Consider the following 18,567-nt stretch of genomic DNA (forward strand, 5'->3'; position numbering starts at 1 on the left):
TCCGCTGATGGCAACCGGCGCATCCCTCGTAAGAATGGCGTCAGCCGACAAAAGGTATCGATTACCACTTAAAGCCGGCTCAAGCCACTCTCACTCGGGGAGCCAGATGAGATACGAACTGCTCGGGCCACTGCGGCTGGTGGACGAGGAAACGCGCACGGTCAACGCCCCCAAGGTGGAGACCCTGCTGGCCGCCCTGCTGATCCGCGCGAACCAGCCGGTCTCGACGGACGAGCTGATCGACGAGCTGTGGGGGAACGAGCCTCCCCGGCGGGCCCGTGCCGCGCTGCACGTCTACATCTCCCACCTGCGCAAGAACTTCGTCCAGCCGGCGGTCGACGGCGCGGCGATCCGGACCCACGCGCAGGGGTACCTGCTGGAGGTCGAGAGGTCGTCGGTCGACGTGTTCCGCCTGCGGGCCCTGCACGCCGAGGGGCGGGCCGTGCCGGAGACCGATCCGGAGCGGGCGCTGGACGTCTGCGCCGAGGCCGCCGGCCTGTTCCGCGGACCGGTCCTGACGGGGATCAACAACGGGCTCATCGTGGGCACCTTCGCCCGGTGGGCCGAGGAGGTGCGGCTGGAGTGCCTGGAGACGGTTGCGCGCTGCTCGCTGCGGCTGGGCAGGCACCGGGAGCTGATCGGCGACCTGTCGGCGTGGGTTCAGGAGTACCCGCTGAACGAGAACCTCCGCGAGCACCTCATGCTGGCCCTGTACCGCTCCGGCCGGCGGGCCGAGGCACTGGAGGTCTTCCAGTCCGCCCGGCAGGCGCTGCGCGAGGAGCTCGGCCTCGATCCGCGCCGGACGATGCGCAGGCTGCAGTTCGCGATCCTCGAGGCCGACACCGACTACGCGATCGCGGGCTGAGAGCGCCGGCGCCGGTCCCCCGGCGGGACGGCACCGGCGCTCACGTCCCGGTCAGCCCCGGGCCGGTTCGGCCCGGCGCGCACCGGGGCCGAACCAGAAGAGCAGTGCCAGCGCCAGGGCCAGCACGATCGCCGCGCAGGCCCAGACGAACACCGACGAGATGTTCTGCGCGATCGCGCCGTCGCCTCCGGTGAAGGGGATCAGCAGGGCGGCCAGGCCCAGCGACCCTCCGACGGTCAGCGCCGTCTGCAGCAGGCCGGCGGTGACGCCCGCGTACTCGGGCGGGGCCGTGGTCAGAATGATCATGTTGAACGGGATGATGGCCACGCCGACGCCCAGTCCCATGACGACGAGCGCCGGGAGCACGCCGGTCAGGTAGGTGCTGTCGGCGCCCAGCCGGGTCAGCCACGCCACCCCGGCCAGCACCACGACCAGCCCGAGCAGCGCGCGGACCTGCAGGCTCACGCTCGCGATGTGCTTGGTGAGCAGCTGGGTGACCACGAGCAGCGCCACGCCGAAGGGCAGGATGGCCAGGCCGCTGCGCAGCGCGTCCAGCCCGAGCACGCCCTGCAGGTACTGGACCAGGTAGATCAGGAAGCCGGTGAGCACCGCCGCGAGCAGCAGCAGGCACAGCAGGGCCCCGGCCCGCTGCCTGCCGGCGAAGACCGCCAGAGGCAGGAGCGGCTCCTCGGCGCGCCGGTCCCACACCAGCAGCGCCGCCGCCAGCACGACCGCCGCGCCCAGCGAGATCAGGGCCCCGGTGTCGCCCCAGCCCCTCTCGGCGGCGCGTACCAGCCCGTAGACGGCGGCGGTGACGGCCGCGGTGCCGAGCAGGGCGCTCGGCAGGCCGAGCGGGCGGGGCCGGGTGGCCTCGTCGCGCAGGCCCAGCACCTTGACGGAGACGGCGATGATGAGCAGGCCGAGGGGAACGTTGACCAGCAGGCTCCAGCGCCAGTCCCCCGCCCAGGTCAGCACGCCGCCCAGGACCATGCCGGCGGAGGCGCCCAGCCCGGTGACGGTGGAGTACAGGCCGAAGGCGCGCTGCCGGCGCTCCCCGTCGAAGACGGTCGCCAGCAGCGCCAGGCCGGTCGGCCCGGCGATCGCCGCGCCGGCCCCCTGCAGCACCCGGCCGAGCAGCAGGATCTCCAGGTTGGGGGCGAGACCGGCCAGCAGCGAGGCCACGACGACGAGCGCGATCCCGGAGATGAAGACCCGGCGGTGGCCGAGCACGTCGCCGAGGCGGCCCGCGAGCAGCAGGAGCCCGCCGAAGGCGAGCAGGAAGCCGTTCGGCACCCACGACCCGCTGGTGATCGAGAGTCCGAGGTCGGACTGCAGGGTCGGCAGCGCGACGTTCACGATGGTGCCGTCGAGCTGGAGCATGAACTCCGCGCCGACGATGGCGGTGAGTGTCAGGGCCCACGGCCGGGCCGGGGCGTCCCGGGCCGGAATGCCACCGGACACGCTGTCGGTACTCATGAAACCTCCGAGGCCGATCACCCGGCCGCACACTGAGGCTCCCTCAGGTTAAAGGCCGGAACTATACTGAGGACGTCTCAGCTTGGATGACAAGAGTGAAGCTGAGGGTGCCTCAGGATGTCAAGCGGGAGGTTCGATGACGACCGGCACGCCCCACATCGCCCAACGCCCCAGACGGGCCGACGGACGGCGCAACTACGACGCGATCCTCGCCGCGGCCCGCAAGGCGTTCGAGGCCGACGGTTCCGAGGCGTCCCTGGAGAACATCGCCTCCCAGGCCGGCGTGGCGATCGGCACGCTGTACCGGCACTTCCCCGCCCGGGCCTCCCTGGTCGAAGCCGCCACCAGGGACGGGCTGGCCGACCTCGTCGCCCGCGCCGAGCGGCTGGCCTCCTGCCCCGACCCGCTGCGGGCGCTGTCGGAGTGGATGGAGCAGGCCGTGCGGCACTTCAGCACCTTCCGCGGGCTGGTCGGCATCCTCGCGCAGAGCATGTACGACGAGGGGACCCCCTCGCACGCCATGTGCACCGCGATGCACCACGGCGGCGCGGACCTGCTCCGCGCCGCGCAGGCCGCCGGCCGGGTGCGCGCCGACCTGACCCCCGACGAGCTGTTCGACCTGCTCAGCGGGGCCGCCTGGGTACGCGAGCAGTCCATGCCCGGCAGGGACGGCAGCCCTCGCTTCCTGCGTCTCGTCCTGGAGGGGATCACCACGCGCGACCGGGAGCCCTGAGGGTGCGGCGCCGGCCCGCCCTCCCCCGGCGGCGGGCGGGCCCGCCGCGCGATTCCCCCGCCGGCGGGTGGTGATAAAAACCAACTAATTAGGTAGGCTTATAGTAGTTTCGTCAGCGCCGGTCCGGGGGCCGGCACCCGGCTCACCCAGACCCTCACCACCGCCACACCCCGGCCCGTACGCCCAAGGGAGCGCGATCAGGGCCATCCGTCGTCCTTGCTTCACGAACGCCTGGGGTCTTCACGCACATGAGTTCGTACGACGAGAGCCTCTCCGGCGCCGCGCCGATCGCCGCGGTGCGCACCACCGAACTGGACAGACTGCAGCACCTGACCTGGCAGCCCGGGGGCGAAGGGCGCCTGATCGCCGTGTTCGGCGAGCCGGGGGCCGGCAAGACGCACCTGCTGTCCGCCCTCGTACGGGACCGGCAGTGGACCGCCCTGCCCGCCACCGTCTACCGCTGTTCGCGCGGCGACCGCGAGGCCACGATGAACACCGTCAGGAGGATGCTGCGGCGGGCCCGGCTGTCCTCCGAGCGCCGTCACGAGCAGCCGGGGGTGACCGGCCTGTCACGGCACCGGCGCCGGCCGGACCGCGAGCTGGTGGTGATCGAGGACGCCCACCTCGCCGACGAGCGGACCATCCACGAGCTGGCCGAGATCGCCGAGGGGACCTGCCCGCCGCTGGTGGACGTGGTCGTCTCGCTGCGTCCCCGCCAGACGCCCGAGGCGCTGACCGAGGCCGTCTCCCTCGGCGCGGCCTTCGGCCGCACCGCGCGCATCGACCTGACGGCGCTCAGCGACGAGCAGATGCTCGCCATGACTCCCGTCCCCGCCCCCTACGACCTGCGCCGTCGCAGCCGGGGCAACCCGTTCAACCTCCGCGCCCTGCAGTCCCTGGAGCACAGCACGCGCTCGGGCGGCGACGCCGCCGTCGCCCCGTTCGAGTTCACCGTGCTCACCGAGGTCAGGGGCCTCACGCTGAACGAGCGCTACGTGCTGAACGCCGCGGCGATCCTGCGCTCGCGCTTCGACGTCGAGCTGCTGGCCGAGGTCGCCGAGTTGGAGGCGCTGGTGGTCTCCGCCGCCGTGCGCGGGCTGGTCCGGCGCGACCTGGTGCGGGTCGAGCCGGTCGGCACGCTGTTCTCCATCCGGGACGAGGTCTTCGGCACGCTGCTGCGCAGGACGATCGACCCCTGCTGGGCCACCCGCGCCCACCAGCGCGCCCTGCGGCTGCTGTCGGCCCGCGGCCAGGCCGGCACGCAGCTCGGCTTCCACCTGGTCAGCTCCCTGTCGCGGGCCCGCGCGGGCGAGCTGGCCCGGATCGTGGACGCGTCCTACGAGATCATGGAGACCGACGTCGCCGAGTGCGTCTCCTGGCTCACGCCGGTGATCGCCGAGGCGCCCGTCTCCAGCGAGATCGGGATGCGCGCGCGACTGGCGCTGAGCACGGCGTTCGGGCGGATCGGGCGGATGACCGAGAGCCGGGACCTGCTGTTCCTGGTGCACGACTCCGCCGGCCTGGTGGACCGGCTCGCGCTGGCCGACCAGGTCGCCTCCGTGTCGATGGTCGAGGCCGTGCTCAGCCGGGACGCCCAGACCCTCGGCCTGCTGGGCGAGTACCTCGCCCGGCCGGACCTGCGCCCCTGGCCGGTGTGGCCGCGCCTGGTGTTCGCGCGGGGCTTCCGCACGACCATGCTCGGCCGGATACCGGAGATGGACGAGATCGAGCAGGCCCTGCGGTCGGCCCGCGACGGCCGCGACGACCTCACCACCGCCGGCCTGCTCGGCCTGCGGGCGCTGGAGGCGACCTTCTCCGGCGAGGTGGACCGGGCCCTGGCCGACGCGGTCGCCGCGGGCGAGACGCTGGACCGCGCCCCGGAGCACCTGGTGGCGCGCCACCTGGAGAGCCTGTTCGTGGTCGTCCTGGCGTACCTGTACCTGGGCCGCTACGTCGACGCCCAGCGGCAGGTGCGGCGGGGGGTCGACGTCGCCCGCCACTGCCAGCGGGCCTTCCTGCTCCCGGCGCTCCTGGTGCTGCTCAGCGAGTCCGAGCGCCACCTCGGGCAGCTGGAGCAGGCACGCGAGGCCGCCAACGCCGCCATCATCGAGTCCGGTCCCGACAACTTCCTGCGCCACACCCAGGCGGTCGCGCTCAAGTCCGCGGCCGAGGTGTGGATGCAGCCGGTGGGCAGCGGCAGGGCCAGGTCCCTGGCGCAGCAGGCCCTGGCCCGGCAGTCACCCTCGCAGGCCAACGTCAACGGGAGCGCCTCGATCGCCGCGCTGACCCTCGCCAGGTGCGCGTGGCTCGACGGCGACCCCGCGCACTGCGTCGCCCTCCTGCTCAACGAGGGCAAGGGACCGGACCTGCGGGCCATCCCCGTGGCCTACCGCAGCACCGTCTGGGAGATGCTGTGCGCCGCCGGGCTGGACGCCGGCATGCCCCTGGACGGCTGGGTGCGCAGCAGCCAGGAACACGCCCGCGCCGTCCCGATGCCGCACAACCTCGCCTACGCCGACCTCACCCGGGGGCACCTGCACCGGGCACGGGGTTCGCTCGCCGAGGCGGCGCGGTGCTACCACGAGGCGGCCGACCGCTTCGCGTCGGCGGGGATGGGGATCGACCAGTGCTACGCGCTGGGGCAGGCGGCGCGTGTGCTCGGCGAGCTGGGCCAGGCCGAGCGGTCCTCCCGCACGGCCCGCCTCGCCGCCGAGATGGCACGCCGCTCGGGGGCGACGACCATGCTCGACTGGCTCGGCAGGCAGGTGACCGAGCCGGTCACCGCGGAGCTCGAACCGGAGGGCGGCCCGGTGGAGGTGTTCGGCCGGCTCACGCACCGCGAGCGCGAGATCGCGCTGCTCATCTGCACCGGCATGAAGCGCCGCGAGATCGCCGACCGGCTCACCATCAGCATGCGGACCGTCGACGTCCACCTGACCCGGATCTACCGCAAGACCGGGGTGAACTCCCGGATGGAGCTCGCCCTGGCGACCCGGAGCAAGGCGGCCGGCCAGGACTACGCCGCGCGCTTTTAGGACCACTTGAGCCGTTCTTCCTAGTGTCGGTTCCGGCGAGCCCTCGCGATCCGGACGGCGGCTCGGGATGCCGCCCCAGGAGGCGATCATGGATTTCCGCGTGCTGTCCGCCCGGGTCTCACCGGTGCTCGACACGGTGAGCTCCTGGGCACTGCCGCTCGTCGCGGCACCGCCGGAAACCACCTCGGACAGGGTCGGCGCCCTCGGCCGACCGGGCCGGTCGCTGATCCTGCGCGACCTCACCGAGAAGGTCGTCGAGTACCACTCGAACAATCCCGACCCCACCGGGACGACCCCCACCGAGAAGGACGTCGCCACCGTGAGGCTGGAGATATTCGGCCCCGACGGCGAGCAGCTGGGCCAGACCAGGGGGGCGGGCCGCATGCTCTACCGCCAGGAGCACGACGGGCACTTCGTCGCCTACTTCGGGGAGGAGATCCGGCTGCGCGACGGCAACGTCATCCGGGCCGGCGGCCTGGTCGACGACGCCCGGCTGAGCGCCGGCGAGGCGGCCACCTTCCCCGCGGTCGTCGTGGCGGGACCGTTGCGCGGCGCCATCGGGTTCCGCCAGTTCCGGCCGCTGGTCAAGGACGCCCACGACACCTACGAGTCGGCGATCGTCGTCTACCTCCGGTAGCGGGACGGAGAACGGAGATGACCTTGACACGACTTCCCACGCGCAGGATCGGGTCCCTGGCCGTCGGCACGCAGGGGCTCGGCTGCCTCGGCATGTCGGAGTTCTACGGCCCCACGGCGGAGGACGAGTCGATCGCGACCATCCGGCGCGCCCTCGACCTCGGGGCGACACTGCTGGACACCGCCGACGTCTACGGCCACGGCGCCGGCGAGGAGCTGATCGGCAGAGCCGTCGCCGGACGCCGGGAGAGGGCGATCGTGGCGACCAAGTTCGGCGTGGTGCGCCCCGGGCCCGGCGTCGGCGCCGCCGTCCGGGGGGACGCCGGCTACGTCCGGCGAAGCTGCGAGGCCTCGCTGCGGCGGCTCGGCGTGGACCACATCGACCTGTTCTACCTCACGCGCATCGACACCGAGGTCGGCGTGGAGGAGACCGTCGGCGCGATGGCCGAGCTGGCCGCCGCCGGGAAGATCCGCGAGATCGGGTTGTGCGAGGCCGCGCCGGAGACCGTGCGGCGCGCCCACGCGGTGGCCCCGATCGCCGCCCTGCAGACCGAGTGGTCGCTGTGGTCGCGCGACATCGAGCACCGGATCGTCGCGACGTGCCGGGAGCTGGGCATCGCGCTGGTGCCCTACGCCCCGCTGGGCCGCGGCTTCCTCAGCGGCGCCATCCGTTCCCCGGAGCAGCTGGGGGAGGGCGACTTCCGGCGCTTCGGGCTGCCCCGGTTCGCCCCGGACAACCTGCCGCGCAACCTCGTCCTGGCCGACCGTCTCGCCGGGCTCGCCGGCGAGCTGGGGGTCACGGCGGCGCAGCTGGCGCTGGCGTGGCTGCACCACCGGGGCCCGGACGTGGTCCCCATCCCGGGGACCAGGCACCGCGAACACCTGGAGGAGAACATCGACGCCGCCTTCCTGCGCCTCACCCCGGCCGAGCTGGCCGCCGTGGAGGCGGCCGTGCCCCCGGGCGAGGTCCACGGGGAACGCTGGAACGAGCAGAGCATGCGGTTCGTCGACCGCTGAGACGGCCACCCGGGACGGCCACCCGAGACGGCCGCCTGAGGGCGGGCACCTGAGACGGCGGACGGGCCGGTGGGGACACGTGAGCGTCCCCACCGGCCCGTCCGCGCGCCGGCCGCTACACGGCCGGCGTCGGCATCGGCCCGGTGCCCGCGGGCGCGACGGCGATCGCGCGCGACGGGCACAGGTCCTCGGCCGTCTCCACGGCCTCCCGGGTCTCCTCACCCGGATCCGCGTCCAGGACGACGACCAGGCCGTCCTCCCCGTGGTCGAACACCGTGGGCGCGCTGATCGCGCAGTGGCCCGCGGCCATGCAGCGGCGCCGGTCGGCGGTCACCTTCATGCTCTCTCCTTCACCACTCGACGGGCAGGGTGCGGACGCCCTGCATCGTGCCTCCGCTGCGGGTGGACAGCCCGTCCAGCGGCACGGCGAGCCGCAACTCCGGGATGCGGCCGAACAGGACGGAGAACGCCACCTCCAGCTCCATCCGCGCCAGGTTCTGGCCCAGGCACTGGTGGATGCCGAACCCGAACGTGAGGTGATGGCGGCCGGAGGCGGCGTTGCGGCCGCCGCCGCGGTGGACGTCGAACCGGTACGGGTCGGCGAAGACCGCCGGGTCGCGGTTGGTCATCGAGGAGGACACCAGGACCCCCTCACCGGCCCGGACGAGGTACCCGTCGATCTCGATGTCCTCGGTCGCCACCCGCACTCCCGAGACGTCGGTCACCGACACCATGCGCAGCAGCTCGTCCACCGCGGCGGGCAGCACCCCCGGGTCGGCGCGCAGCGCCGCCAGCTGCTCGGGGTGCTCCAGCAGGGTGACCACCCCGAGCGCGATCATCTGCGACGTCGTGTCGTGCCCGCCGATCAGCAGCGCCAGCGCGATGCGCACCAGGTCCTCGCGGGTCAGGTCGCCGTCCTCGTCGACCTGGCCCACCAGCCGGCTCAGCACCCCCGCCCCGCCGGGCTCGCGTTCCTTCGCGGTGATCAGCTCGTCCAGGTAGTCCCAGAGCGCCTGGCCCGCCGCCTCGGCGTCCGCCGCGCTCCTGGCCTGCAGCAGCCCCACCGTCATCGACTCGAAGAACGCGTGGTCGTCGTAGGGCACCCCGAGCAGCTCCGAGATCACCATGGACGGGATCGGCAGCGCGTAGTCCTCGATCAGCTCCGCGGGCGGCCCCTTGCGGAGCATGTCGTCCACCAGCCTCCCGGCGAGCTCCTCGACGCTCCCGCGCAGGGCGCGCGTCTGCTTGAGGCTGAAGTCGGGGGCGAGCAGGCGGCGGTGGACGTCGTGCACGGGCGGGTCGAACCCGATGATCGCGATGGGCTTGAAGATGGGGGCGTCCAGCCGGGGCAGGACCGCGGGGAAGTCGTCGCGGGAACGGTCGGCCGACATGCGCGGGTCGGCGAGCAGCCGCCGTGCCTGCGCGTGCCCGGTCACCATCCAGATGGACTTCCCGTCCCACAGCCGTACCCGGTGCAGCGGTCCCCCCTCCCCCAGTTCCCGGTAGCCGGAGGAGGGCTGCCAGGGACAGCTCCGGTCCTGGGGGTAGGCGAAGAGCCGCTCGTCCTCGGCCGGGATGGGAGTGCTCACGATGTGGTTCCTCCTGTCGTCTCGCCCCCGCGCCCCTCCGCGACGGGCACGGGGGGCGCGGGGGTGGTCATTTCACCGGTTCGGGGGAAGGGGTGTCCGGTCGCGGCGCGCCGGCGGCCGGGCGGGGGCGGGGGCGGGCCCAGGCGCGCATGGCGGGTTCCTCGACGAGGCGGTTCAGCGCCCACGCCACCACGGTCGTGACCCCGAACAGGACCGTGACGACGCCGAGGGCGGCCGGCGCGTCCCAGGTCCGGCCGGCGCCGATGGCGACGTGCCCGAAGTGCAGGACCAGGAAGTGCGTCAGGTAGGACGCGTAGGAGATCCCGCCCAGCCAGCGCAGGATCCGCCCGCGGAACGGCGTGGGCGCGCCCCGCTCGTCCGCGGCGGCCACGGCCGCGATCAGCAGGGCCAGCGGCAGGGCGATCGTGGCGGTGAGCCCGTAGACACTCGGCCACAGGTACGCCTGCAGGGCGAAGCCGGCCGCCAGGATCAGCAGCGCCGGTCCGATGCCCAGCCGGACCCACCGCCCCGTCAGGACGATGCGGGCCATGACGATGCCCAGGACGAAGTCCAGCGCGCGGATCGGGGGGAAGGAGACCAGGAACCAGTTCTGCACGAACGACATGTCCTGGCCGGGCAGCCGGGGCGTCCCGGGCAGGGCGAGGAGGGCGACGGCGGGCAGCAGCGCGATCACGGCGGCGACGGCGCCGGCCGCCTGCCACAGCCGGTGGGCGGGGATCCTGCGCACCAGCGCGTACAGGAACGGGAAGGCCAGGTAGAAGAGCAGGTCGCAGGCGAGGGACCAGGTGACGACGTTGATCGTGATGACCACGTCCATGCTGGGATACCAGGTGTGCACGAGCAGCAGGCTCGGCAGCAGCCTGGGCAGGTCCACGGCCTGGCCCGCCCACAGGGCCAGGCCGAGCGCGGCCAGCCAGGTCACCACGTGGACCGGGTAGACCTTGACCAGGCGCCGGCGCCAGAAGCTCGTCCTGGACCGCTCCTCGCGCGCCGACCAGGTCAGCACGAACCCGCTCAGCACGAAGAAGAACTCCACGCCGAGCCAGCCCGAGGCGAAGGCGAAGGTCTGCAGGGAGGCGGCGGTCTCGGGGTGGAAGAAACCCAGGACGCATGCGTGGCACACGAACACCAGGAAGGCCGCCACGAATCTCATCCCGGTCAGCGAGGGAAGCCGCACGGCCTCCCCCGCCGGGTGCGCCGAGTGCGCCGAGTGCGTCATGTTTCTCTGCTTTCTCCGGGCGGCCGCGTACGGGGCCGGTCCGGGCATGGGGAGGATCAGCCCGGCGGTGGTTCCTCGCCGATCAGGATGGCCTGCGCCGGGCAGAGGAAGGCGGCCCTGCGGACCCGTTCCTCCTGCCGCGGCGCGGGCCGCGGGGTGAGGACGACGACGATGCCGTCATCGTCCTGGTCGAAGACGTCGGAGGTGGTGGCCATGCAGCGCCCGCCGCTGATGCAGCGCTCCCGGTCCGCCCGCACCCACATCCGGCGTCACCACTCGACCGGCAGCCGCAGCACCCGCTGCACGGTGCCCGCGCCGAGGATGGGCAGCTCGTCCACGGGCACGGCGAGCCGTATCCCCGGGATGCGGGTGAGCAGCTGGTTCAGGGCGACCTCCAGTTCGAGCCGGGCCAGGTTCTGGCCGAGGCACTGGTGGATGCCGAACCCGAAGGTGAGGTGGTGGGTGTCCTCGCGCAGGACGTCGAACTCGTGGGCCCGCCCGTGCACCTGCGCGTCCCGGTTGGCCAGCGTGCCCGAGACGAGCACGCCCTCCCCCTCCCGGATGAGGTGACCCGCGATCTCGATGTCGCCCTTCGCGACCCGGGTCGCGACCAGGTCGGTGGTGGCGATGTAGCGCAGGAGCTCCTCGATCGCGCCCGGCAGGCGGCCGGGGTCCTCCAGCACCCGCGCCAGCTGCTCGGGGTGCTCCAGCAGCGTGATGATGCCCAGCGCCAGGGACGAGGAGGTCGTCTCGTGCGCGGCGATCAGGAGCACCAGCGCGATCGAGACCAGCTCGTCGTGCCCGACGTCCCCGGGGATGACCCGCTCGCGCACCAGCGTCCCGAGCAGGCCGTCGGCGGGTTCCTTGATCTGCGCGGCCACCAGCCGGTCGATGTAGTCGACGAGGTCCTGCGCCGCCGTGGCCGACTCCTCCTCGGTGCCCAGCATCACCTTGCCGCTGGCGTCCTGGAAGAAGTCGTGGTCCTCGTACGGGACACCGAGGTGACGGCAGATCACCAGGGACGGGAGCGGCACCGCGAGCATCGGCACCAGGTCGGCGGGAGGACCCTGCTCGACGATCGCGTCGATGAAGCCGGAGACGATCTCCTCCAGCGCCGGGCGCATCGCGCGGACCGTCTTAAGGCTGAAGTGCGGGTTGAGGTAGCGCCGGTAGACGTCGTGGACGGGCGGGTCCATGGCGATGAGCGCCAGGCTGCGGGCGATCTGCGAGCGGAACCGGGGCGCGACGATGGGGAACCCGGGGTGGGTACGCTGCGAGGACAGGTTCGGATGGGTCAGGATCTCCCGCGACTCCCGGTACCCCGTCACCATCCACGCCTCGCGGCCGTCGAAGAGCGTCACCTTGAGGACCGGCCCCCGCTCGCCGATCTCCCGGTACCCGGGGGGCGGCTCGTAGGGGCAGGTGCGTCTCTGGGGATACGGCGGAGCTTCCGTCATTTCCTTCATCCTTCCAGAAAAGAAAGGGACGCCGCCGGGGCCGTGCGACGACAATGACACTAGGCAGGAAAGAAATACGAGGCAAGCCCGGTTCAGCGTGGTTTAAGAATTGCTTGTGAATCGGCCGTCACGGCCCCGTGGAGTCGGGGAACCGCGTCCAGAAGGGTCTTTGTGTACGGGTGCTCGGGGGCTTCGAAAACCTTTCTTATGTCGCCGGACTCGACCACACGGCCGTCTTTCATCACCGCCACCTCGTGACTGATCCGGCGGACGACGCCCAGGTCGTGGGAAATGAAAACGAGGGCCACGCCGAGCCTTTCCTGGATGTCGGCCAGGACGTCGAGCACCTGCGCCTGGATGACCGCGTCCAGGGCCGAGACCGGTTCGTCGCAGATGACGACGTCCGGCCGAGAGGCGAGCGCCCGCGCGATGGCGAGGCGCTGCCGCTGGCCCCCGGACAGCTCCCGCGCCCGCCGGCCGAGCACCTCCTCGCCGAGGCCGACGTGCCCCAGCAGCTCCCTCACCCGCCGCGCGCGTTCGGCGCCGGGGACGCCCTCGGCGCGCAGGGGCTCCTCCAGGAGCCGCGACGCGGTGTAGCGGGGGTCGAACGAGGACAGCGGGTGTTGGTAGATCATCTGGATCCGGCGGCGGGCCGCCCGCCGCTCGGGGCCGCGCAGCGCGGTCCAGGGCCGCCCGTTCACCTCGACCCGGCCGGCGTCCGGGGCGACCAGTCCCAGCAGCAGCCGTCCCACGGTCGTCTTGCCCGACCCCGACTCGCCGACGATCCCGAGCGTCTCCCCCTCCCGCACCTCGACCGACACCTCGTCCACCGCGGTGAACGCGCCCCTTCCCGGCAGCCGGTACCTCTTGACCAGGCCGTCGGCGCGCAGCACCACCCGCCCGGGGGCGGGGTCGGGGGCGGGGCCGGTCCCGGTGGGCGCGGGCCCGCCCGGACCCCGCGCGGGCCCGCGTCCCCGCCCGAGCGCGGCGGCGACCAGGGTCTCGGTGTAGGGGTGGGACGGGGCCTGGAGCACCGTGCGCGCCGGGCCGTCCTCGACGAAGCGCCCGTCCTTCATCACGTACACGTGGTCGGCGATCTCGGTGACGACGCCGAGGTCGTGGCTGATGAGCAGGATGGCCGTGCCGTCGCCCGCCCGCTCGCGCAGCAGCCGCAGCACCTGCCGCTGCACCGTCGCGTCCAGCGCCGTCGTCGGCTCGTCGGCGATCAGCAGGTCGGGCCGCGCGGCCAGGGCCGAGGCGATCAGGGCGCGTTGCCGCAGCCCGCCCGACATCTCGTGCGGGTACTGCCGGGCGCGGCTCTCGGGCAGCGGGACGCCCGCCGCGCCGAGCAGCCGGACGACCTCGGCGCCGATCCGCCGGGCGGGCACGATCCGGTGCTCGCGCAGGGGCTCCGCCACCTCGGCGCCGACGCGGCGCAGCGGGTCGAGGGATCCCAGGGCGTCCTGCAGGACGAAGCCGACGCGCCGTCCTCGCAGCGCGCGCCAGCGGCGGCCCCGCACCCGCAGCAGGTCCAGCCCGTCGAAGGAGAGCTCCGCGGCCCGCACCCCGGCGCCGTCGCCGGCCAGTCCCACCAGGCTGCGCGCCGTGACGCTCTTTCCGGAGCCGGACTCGCCGACGATCGCCACCACCTGCCCGCGGTCGATCCGCAGGGACACGCCCCGCACCGCCTCGACATACCCGCGGCCCGTCGCGAAGCCGACGGTGAGGTCGCGGACGCGCAGCAGTTCCCGCGTGTCCGCCGGCGCCGGGTCCATGTCCGTCTCCGCTCGATCCGTCGTCCCCACCGTTTCCGTCGCGTCCTCCGCGTCTCTCGCGTCTCTCGCGTCTCTCGCGTCTCGTGCGTCGCCGGGTGGCGGGCTCATGCGCGCCCCCGTTCGATCCGCCGCTGCAGGTGCCCGCCGACGACGGTGACGGCCAGGACCGCGACGGTGATGGCGACTCCGGGGAACGCCGCCGGCCACCAGGCGATCGCGAGGAACTCCTGGCTGTCGGCCAGCATCGCGCCCCACTCCGCGGTCGGCGGCTGGGGGCCGAGGCCCACGAAGCTCAGCGAGGAGCCCGCCACGATCATCGCGCCCAGCGTCACGGTCGCCAGCACCATGACCGGGCCGAGCGCGTTGGGCAGGATGTGCCGCAGGACCACCTGGGCGCGCGACCAGCCGAACCCGTGGGCGGCCTCGACGTAGTGCGCCCCGCGCAGCCTGATCACCTCCGCGCGCGTCACCCGGGCGAAGCCCGGCAGGGAGACCACCGCCAGGCCCACGCTGGCCGGGCCGCCGCCGGGTCCCAGCACCGCGACGACCAGGAACACCAGCAGCAGGCCGGGGACGGACAGGATGACGTCGAGCGACCTGCTGAGCACCTGGTCCATGGTCCGGCCGAGCTGCGCGGCGGCGACCCCGACCAGGACGCCGGCCACCAGCGCCAGCCCGACCGCCCCGGCGCCGATCAGCAGGGAGGGGCCGGCGCCGTGGACGATCCGGGCGTACAGGTCGCGACCGTTCTGGTCGGTGCCGAGCCAGTGCGTGCCGCTCGGCGGCCGCAGCGTCGCGGTCAGGTCCGCCGCGTCGGGGTCGATCCCGGTGAACAGCGACGGGAAGAGCGCCATCACGGCCAGCAGTGCCAGCACGGCCACCCCGGGCCAGAAGGTCTTGGCCATGCTCAGCTCGCCGCCTCTCGCGTCCTGGGGTCGATCGTCCAGACGAGGATGTCGACCACGATGTTGACCAGCACGAACACGGCCGCGGTGAGCAGCACGATCGCGATCACCACGGGCATGTCCTTGTTCTCCACCGCGAACAGCACCAGCCTGCCGATCCCCTGCCGGGAGAAGACGATCTCGATGATCACCGCGCCGCCGATGAGCGAGCCGGCGATCCAGCCCAGAAGGGTGGTGGCGGGCAGCAGCGCGTGCCGCAGCACGTGCCGCAGGCGCAGCGCGAGCTCGCCGATGCCCCGCGAGCGGGCGGTCACCACGAACGGCTCCTCCAGCGCGCGCAGCAGCCCGTCCCGCAGCACCCCCGTCATAACCGCGACCGGCCCGGCGGCCAGCGCGGCGGTCGGCAGCACGAGGCCGGACGGGGAGGAGGAGCCGATGGCCGGGAACCAGTGCAGGGTGAAGGAGAACACCGTCAGCAGCAGCAGCCCGAGCCAGAAGGGCGGCAGCGCCACCACCAGCGACTCGGCCGCGGAGAACGACGCGCGCACCCACCCGCGGCGGTTGGCGCTCACCACCGCCAGCAGGACGGAGGCGACCACGGTGACCAGCAGCGTCGTCGCGACCAGCAGCAGGGTGTGCGGGAGCTGGGACCCGATCGCGTCCCACACCGGCCGGCGCAGCACGTACGACTCCCCGAACTCCCCGTGCGCGATCCTGCCGAGGTAGGCCGTGTACTGCGCCGCGAGCGGGTCGTCGAGCCGGTAGTCGGCGATGATCCGCTCGCGCACCTCGGGGGTCACCGCGGACCGGGCGAGGAGCACGTCGGCGGTGCCGCCCGGCATCACCCGCAGCAGCAGGAACGTCGCGGTGACCGCTCCCCACAGCACGGCCGCCGAGGCGGCCACGCGCACCAGCACCAGACGCGCCGCGCCGCCGCGGCGGCGCGGGGGGCCCGCGGCCGTCGCCTCGGCCGCGGGCGCGGGCGCCTTCAGGACGCCAGCCATGCGCCGTACAGGTCGGGCGTGCCGTCGGCGTTGAAACCGATCTCCCGTACGCCCTCGCGCACGGTCACCGTGGACAGGGGCGAGTAGACGGGCAGGACCGCGGCGTCCTCGGTGATGCGCTTCTGCACCTCGGCGTAGGCGCGGTGCTGCTCGGCCTGGTCCTCGGCGCCGAGCGCGCGCCGGAAGCCGTCCTCCACCTCCGGGTTGTCGTAGCGGGCCATGTTGTTGCTGATCCCGCGCTCGGGCGTGGGGATGTTGTCCGCGCCGAACAGGACGCGCAGCACGTCGGGCCCGGGGGCGGAGAAGCTGGTGTCGATCAGCTCGTAGTCGCCGTCCAGCAGGCGCTTGACGAAGGTCCCCCCGTCGAGGTTCTCCTCGACCAGTTCGACGCCGAGCTGCTTGGCGGCGGACTGGATCTGCGTGGCGAGGTTGGCCACGGACCCGTCGGACCACATGTGGCGCAGGGTCAGCCGCTTGCCGTCCTTGGTCCGGTACCCGGCCTCGTCGCGTGCGGTCCAGCCGGCCTGGTCGAGCAGCCGCGCCGCGGCGGCCGGGTCGTGGGCGTAGGCCGGGGCCAGCGAGGCGTCGTGGCCGGGCGTGCCGGCCGAGAGCACGCCCTGGGCCCCCGGGTACACCCCGAAGTAGACGTTCTTGACGATCTGTCCCCAGTCGATGCCGGCGCGCAGCGCCTTGCGCACGTTCACGTCGCTGAGCGGGCCCTCGGCGGTGTTGGGCCAGTAGCTGTAGTTGATCCCGGGGTAGGGCGTCGAGTGCACGGTGAAGCCGGGCTGTCCCTTGAGCGTGTTGAGGCTCGTCGGCGACAGCGCGGTGACCGCGTCGACCTGGCCGCTGGTGAGCGCGCCCAGCCGGGCCGCGTTGTCCGGCACGACCTTGACCTCGATCCGGTCCAGCAGGGACGGGCCGCGGCGCGGCTCCGGCGCCCAGTCGTAGGAGGGGTTCCTGACGTAGTCGATGCCCTTCTGCGGCACGAGCCCGGTGTCGCTGCGGAACGGGCCGGTTCCGACGATCTTCGCGCACAGCGCGGAGGGGGAGCCCTTGAGCGTGCGGGGGGACTGGATGCCGAGGTTGGGCAGGGCCAGCGCGGCCGGCAGTCCCGAGTCGGGCCGCTTGAGCCTGATCTCGACCGTCGAGGGGCCGGCGGCCCTGGACGACCGGTAGGCCGCGAGCAGGCTGCCGGCCAGCAGCGACTTCGTCCTCGGGGCCACCACGTGGTCGAGGTTGTCGACCACCGCCTGGGCGTCGAACCTCTCCCCGTCGGTGAACGTCACGCCCCGGCGGAGCTCGAAGGTGTAGGTCAGCCGGTCGGGTGAGACCTTCCACCGGGTGGCCAGCCAGGGACGGAGGATCCCCTGGGCGTCCTGGTGGACCAGCGAGTCCAGGATCGGCCGGGTGAGCGCCCGCGCGGACTCGGTGGGGCTCTGGTGGGGGTCCAGGCACTCCGGTTCCTTCTCGACGGCCAGGCGCAGCGTGCCCCCGGAGCGGGGTTTCGCGGTGGCGCTCGCGTCCCCGCCCCCTGTCGTGGCACCGTCCGTGCCCGAGGAGCATGCGGCGGCCAGTGCCAGCGTCAACGCGGCGGCCCCTGCCGTGGTGGCAGGCTTGCGCGACCGGAACCTCGTAGCAGCACCCATCCTCATCCTCATCGCTCAGACGTCGGCTCACGCCGGAGACGGTTCTCCGGCTGCACACACAGTGCTCGGAGGCTCTAAAGCCGGACTGAACGCGGACGGGGACGGCGGGGACGCCGGGGGACGCCGGGGGACGGGACGGCGCCGGCCGGTGCCCGGCGCACCGGCCGCGCGGTCCTACAGGGATGAGACGATCTTGGCGAGCAGCTCGTACGAGCGGATCCGGGCGGCGTGGTCGGGCACCTGGGTGAGCACGAACAGCTCGTCGGCGCGGGTCCGGCGCAGCAGCCCGGCCAGGCGGGGGGTGATCCGGTCCGGGGAGCCGACGAACTGCGGGTCGATCCGCTCGTGCAGGAAGCGCTCCTCCTGCGGGGTGAACGTGTGCGCCGCCGTCTCCTCCTCGGTGGGGAGCACGGTGGCCGGGTCCACGGTGCGCATCAGGATCTGGCCGTACACGAAGGAGGCGGCCAGCCGGTGGGCCCGTTCGTCGGTGTCGGCGGCGACGACGATCACCGCCACGCACGCGTGCGGTTCGGACAGCCACGGCGAGGGCCGGAAGGCCCGGCGGTAGGCGTCGAGCGCCTCGGGGGCGCCGCCCCCCACGATGGCGTGCGCGTACACGTAGGGCAGGCCCTCCCGGCCCGCGTAGGCGGCGCTGCCCGCGCTGGAGCCCACCAGCCACAGCTCCGGCGGGACCGCCGGCTCCGGGATCGCCCGCACGCCGCCGCTGCCCCCGGCGAAGTACTCGCGCAGCTCCCGCAGCGCGTCGCCGAAGTCCAGCCGGCGCGGGTCGCCGATGCGGGCCGCGGTCTCGCCCGTACCGCCAGGGGCACGCCCGAGGCCCAGGTCGACCCGGTCCGGGTAGAGGCCGGCCAGCACCCCGAACTGCTCGGCGACCACCAGGGGCGAGTGGTTGGGCAGCAGCACCGCGCCCGAACCGACCCGGATGCTGGAGGTGGCCTCCAGGATGGGCCCGGCGAGCACCGCCGGGCTGGACGCCGCCAGCGCCGGGGTGTTGTGGTGTTCGGCCACCCAGTGACGCCGGTAGCCGAGCGCCTCCACCGCCTTGGCCAGGTCGACCGTACGGCGCAGCGCGTCGCCCGCCGTGTCGCCGCGCCAGACCGGCGCGGTGTCGTGCACCGAGACCCTGATTCCCTCAGGCAACGTACTCTCCCTCATCCTGTTCGCG

General features: G+C 73.3%; 16 protein-coding genes. 5 read left to right on the forward strand and 11 right to left on the reverse strand.

Annotated elements, in window-relative coordinates; all coding sequences use genetic code 11:
- Positions 1 to 106 precede the first annotated feature (106 nt).
- The gene (locus ACLQ2R_RS37735; RefSeq protein ID WP_425966222.1) at positions 107 to 865 is read left to right on the forward strand and encodes an AfsR/SARP family transcriptional regulator; all 759 of its coding nucleotides are present in this window, start codon (positions 107 to 109) and stop codon (positions 863 to 865) included.
- A gap of 51 nt (positions 866 to 916) precedes the next feature.
- On the opposite strand, the gene ACLQ2R_RS37740 is transcribed toward ACLQ2R_RS37735, so the two are convergent.
- Positions 917 to 2,341 (reverse strand): MFS transporter, encoded by a 1,425-nt coding sequence (locus tag ACLQ2R_RS37740; protein ID WP_425966223.1) that lies wholly within the window; start codon positions 2,339 to 2,341, stop codon positions 917 to 919.
- A 136-nt stretch (positions 2,342 to 2,477) separates the two neighbouring features.
- Here ACLQ2R_RS37740 and ACLQ2R_RS37745 point away from each other — a divergent pair, with 136 nt between their 5' ends.
- The 4 genes from ACLQ2R_RS37745 (at position 2,478) to ACLQ2R_RS37760 (ending at position 7,762) form a co-directional block, all read left to right on the forward strand.
- Positions 2,478 to 3,074, forward strand: a complete 597-nt coding sequence (locus ACLQ2R_RS37745) for a TetR/AcrR family transcriptional regulator (RefSeq protein WP_425966224.1) — start codon at positions 2,478 to 2,480, stop codon at positions 3,072 to 3,074.
- Positions 3,075 to 3,322: 248 nt separating this feature from the next.
- On the forward strand, positions 3,323 to 6,109 hold the full coding sequence (locus tag ACLQ2R_RS37750; RefSeq protein WP_425966225.1) for a LuxR C-terminal-related transcriptional regulator: 2,787 nt from the start codon (positions 3,323 to 3,325) through the stop codon (positions 6,107 to 6,109).
- An 88-nt stretch (positions 6,110 to 6,197) separates the two neighbouring features.
- Entirely contained in the window at positions 6,198 to 6,746 is a 549-nt protein-coding gene (locus ACLQ2R_RS37755) for an allene oxide cyclase barrel-like domain-containing protein (protein ID WP_425966226.1), read from the forward strand.
- Positions 6,747 to 6,763: 17 nt separating this feature from the next.
- Positions 6,764 to 7,762: an aldo/keto reductase gene (locus ACLQ2R_RS37760; protein ID WP_425966227.1), complete on the forward strand. Its 999-nt coding sequence runs from the start codon at positions 6,764 to 6,766 to the stop codon at positions 7,760 to 7,762.
- A gap of 115 nt (positions 7,763 to 7,877) precedes the next feature.
- On the opposite strand, the gene ACLQ2R_RS37765 is transcribed toward ACLQ2R_RS37760, so the two are convergent.
- From ACLQ2R_RS37765 to ACLQ2R_RS37810, 10 genes are all read right to left on the reverse strand, one after another.
- Positions 7,878 to 8,102 carry a ferredoxin gene (locus ACLQ2R_RS37765; protein WP_425966228.1) on the reverse strand — a complete coding sequence of 75 codons (225 nt, stop codon included), beginning with the start codon at positions 8,100 to 8,102 and terminating at the stop codon, positions 7,878 to 7,880.
- Between the two features lie 10 nt (positions 8,103 to 8,112).
- Entirely contained in the window at positions 8,113 to 9,351 is a 1,239-nt protein-coding gene (locus tag ACLQ2R_RS37770) for a cytochrome P450 (RefSeq protein WP_425966229.1), read from the reverse strand.
- A 67-nt stretch (positions 9,352 to 9,418) separates the two neighbouring features.
- Positions 9,419 to 10,591, reverse strand: a complete 1,173-nt coding sequence (locus ACLQ2R_RS37775; protein WP_425966230.1) for an acyltransferase family protein — start codon at positions 10,589 to 10,591, stop codon at positions 9,419 to 9,421.
- A gap of 56 nt (positions 10,592 to 10,647) precedes the next feature.
- The gene (locus tag ACLQ2R_RS37780; RefSeq protein WP_386246891.1) at positions 10,648 to 10,854 is read right to left on the reverse strand and encodes a ferredoxin; all 207 of its coding nucleotides are present in this window, start codon (positions 10,852 to 10,854) and stop codon (positions 10,648 to 10,650) included.
- Positions 10,855 to 10,860: 6 nt separating this feature from the next.
- Positions 10,861 to 12,048, reverse strand: a complete 1,188-nt coding sequence (locus ACLQ2R_RS37785) for a cytochrome P450 (RefSeq protein WP_425966231.1) — start codon at positions 12,046 to 12,048, stop codon at positions 10,861 to 10,863.
- Positions 12,049 to 12,140: 92 nt separating this feature from the next.
- Positions 12,141 to 13,823, reverse strand: coding sequence for a dipeptide ABC transporter ATP-binding protein (locus ACLQ2R_RS37790; RefSeq protein ID WP_425966232.1), 1,683 nt, complete (start codon positions 13,821 to 13,823; stop codon positions 12,141 to 12,143).
- Between the two features lie 104 nt (positions 13,824 to 13,927).
- On the reverse strand, positions 13,928 to 14,728 hold the full coding sequence (locus tag ACLQ2R_RS37795; protein WP_425966233.1) for an ABC transporter permease: 801 nt from the start codon (positions 14,726 to 14,728) through the stop codon (positions 13,928 to 13,930).
- A 2-nt stretch (positions 14,729 to 14,730) separates the two neighbouring features.
- Positions 14,731 to 15,732 carry an ABC transporter permease gene (locus ACLQ2R_RS37800; RefSeq protein ID WP_425966234.1) on the reverse strand — a complete coding sequence of 334 codons (1,002 nt, stop codon included), beginning with the start codon at positions 15,730 to 15,732 and terminating at the stop codon, positions 14,731 to 14,733.
- Positions 15,717 to 17,381: an ABC transporter substrate-binding protein gene (locus ACLQ2R_RS37805; protein WP_425966235.1), complete on the reverse strand. Its 1,665-nt coding sequence runs from the start codon at positions 17,379 to 17,381 to the stop codon at positions 15,717 to 15,719. Before ACLQ2R_RS37805 ends, ACLQ2R_RS37800 begins: the two co-directional genes overlap by 16 nt.
- A gap of 174 nt (positions 17,382 to 17,555) precedes the next feature.
- Positions 17,556 to 18,542, reverse strand: coding sequence for an LLM class flavin-dependent oxidoreductase (locus ACLQ2R_RS37810; RefSeq protein ID WP_425966236.1), 987 nt, complete (start codon positions 18,540 to 18,542; stop codon positions 17,556 to 17,558).
- Positions 18,543 to 18,567: the final 25 nt, after the last annotated feature.

This window comes from Streptosporangium sp. DT93 (genome assembly GCF_049844535.1).
GTDB lineage: Bacteria > Actinomycetota > Actinomycetes > Streptosporangiales > Streptosporangiaceae > Streptosporangium.

What these genes read in the sequence shown, in the direction of transcription:
- ACLQ2R_RS37735 (WP_425966222.1), top strand. Translation starts at nt 107, where the DNA reads ATGAGATACGAACTGCTCGGGCCACTGCGGCTGGTGGACGAGGAAACG.
- ACLQ2R_RS37740 (WP_425966223.1), bottom strand. Translation starts at nt 2,341, where the DNA reads ATGAGTACCGACAGCGTGTCCGGTGGCATTCCGGCCCGGGACGCCCCG.
- ACLQ2R_RS37745 (WP_425966224.1), top strand. Translation starts at nt 2,478, where the DNA reads ATGACGACCGGCACGCCCCACATCGCCCAACGCCCCAGACGGGCCGAC.
- ACLQ2R_RS37750 (WP_425966225.1), top strand. Translation starts at nt 3,323, where the DNA reads ATGAGTTCGTACGACGAGAGCCTCTCCGGCGCCGCGCCGATCGCCGCG.
- ACLQ2R_RS37755 (WP_425966226.1), top strand. Translation starts at nt 6,198, where the DNA reads ATGGATTTCCGCGTGCTGTCCGCCCGGGTCTCACCGGTGCTCGACACG.
- ACLQ2R_RS37760 (WP_425966227.1), top strand. Translation starts at nt 6,764, where the DNA reads ATGACCTTGACACGACTTCCCACGCGCAGGATCGGGTCCCTGGCCGTC.
- ACLQ2R_RS37765 (WP_425966228.1), bottom strand. Translation starts at nt 8,102, where the DNA reads ATGAAGGTGACCGCCGACCGGCGCCGCTGCATGGCCGCGGGCCACTGC.
- ACLQ2R_RS37775 (WP_425966230.1), bottom strand. Translation starts at nt 10,591, where the DNA reads ATGACGCACTCGGCGCACTCGGCGCACCCGGCGGGGGAGGCCGTGCGG.
- ACLQ2R_RS37780 (WP_386246891.1), bottom strand. Translation starts at nt 10,854, where the DNA reads ATGTGGGTGCGGGCGGACCGGGAGCGCTGCATCAGCGGCGGGCGCTGC.
- ACLQ2R_RS37785 (WP_425966231.1), bottom strand. Translation starts at nt 12,048, where the DNA reads ATGACGGAAGCTCCGCCGTATCCCCAGAGACGCACCTGCCCCTACGAG.
- ACLQ2R_RS37790 (WP_425966232.1), bottom strand. Translation starts at nt 13,823, where the DNA reads ATGGACCCGGCGCCGGCGGACACGCGGGAACTGCTGCGCGTCCGCGAC.
- ACLQ2R_RS37795 (WP_425966233.1), bottom strand. Translation starts at nt 14,728, where the DNA reads ATGGCCAAGACCTTCTGGCCCGGGGTGGCCGTGCTGGCACTGCTGGCC.
- ACLQ2R_RS37800 (WP_425966234.1), bottom strand. Translation starts at nt 15,732, where the DNA reads ATGGCTGGCGTCCTGAAGGCGCCCGCGCCCGCGGCCGAGGCGACGGCC.
- ACLQ2R_RS37805 (WP_425966235.1), bottom strand. Translation starts at nt 17,381, where the DNA reads ATGGGTGCTGCTACGAGGTTCCGGTCGCGCAAGCCTGCCACCACGGCA.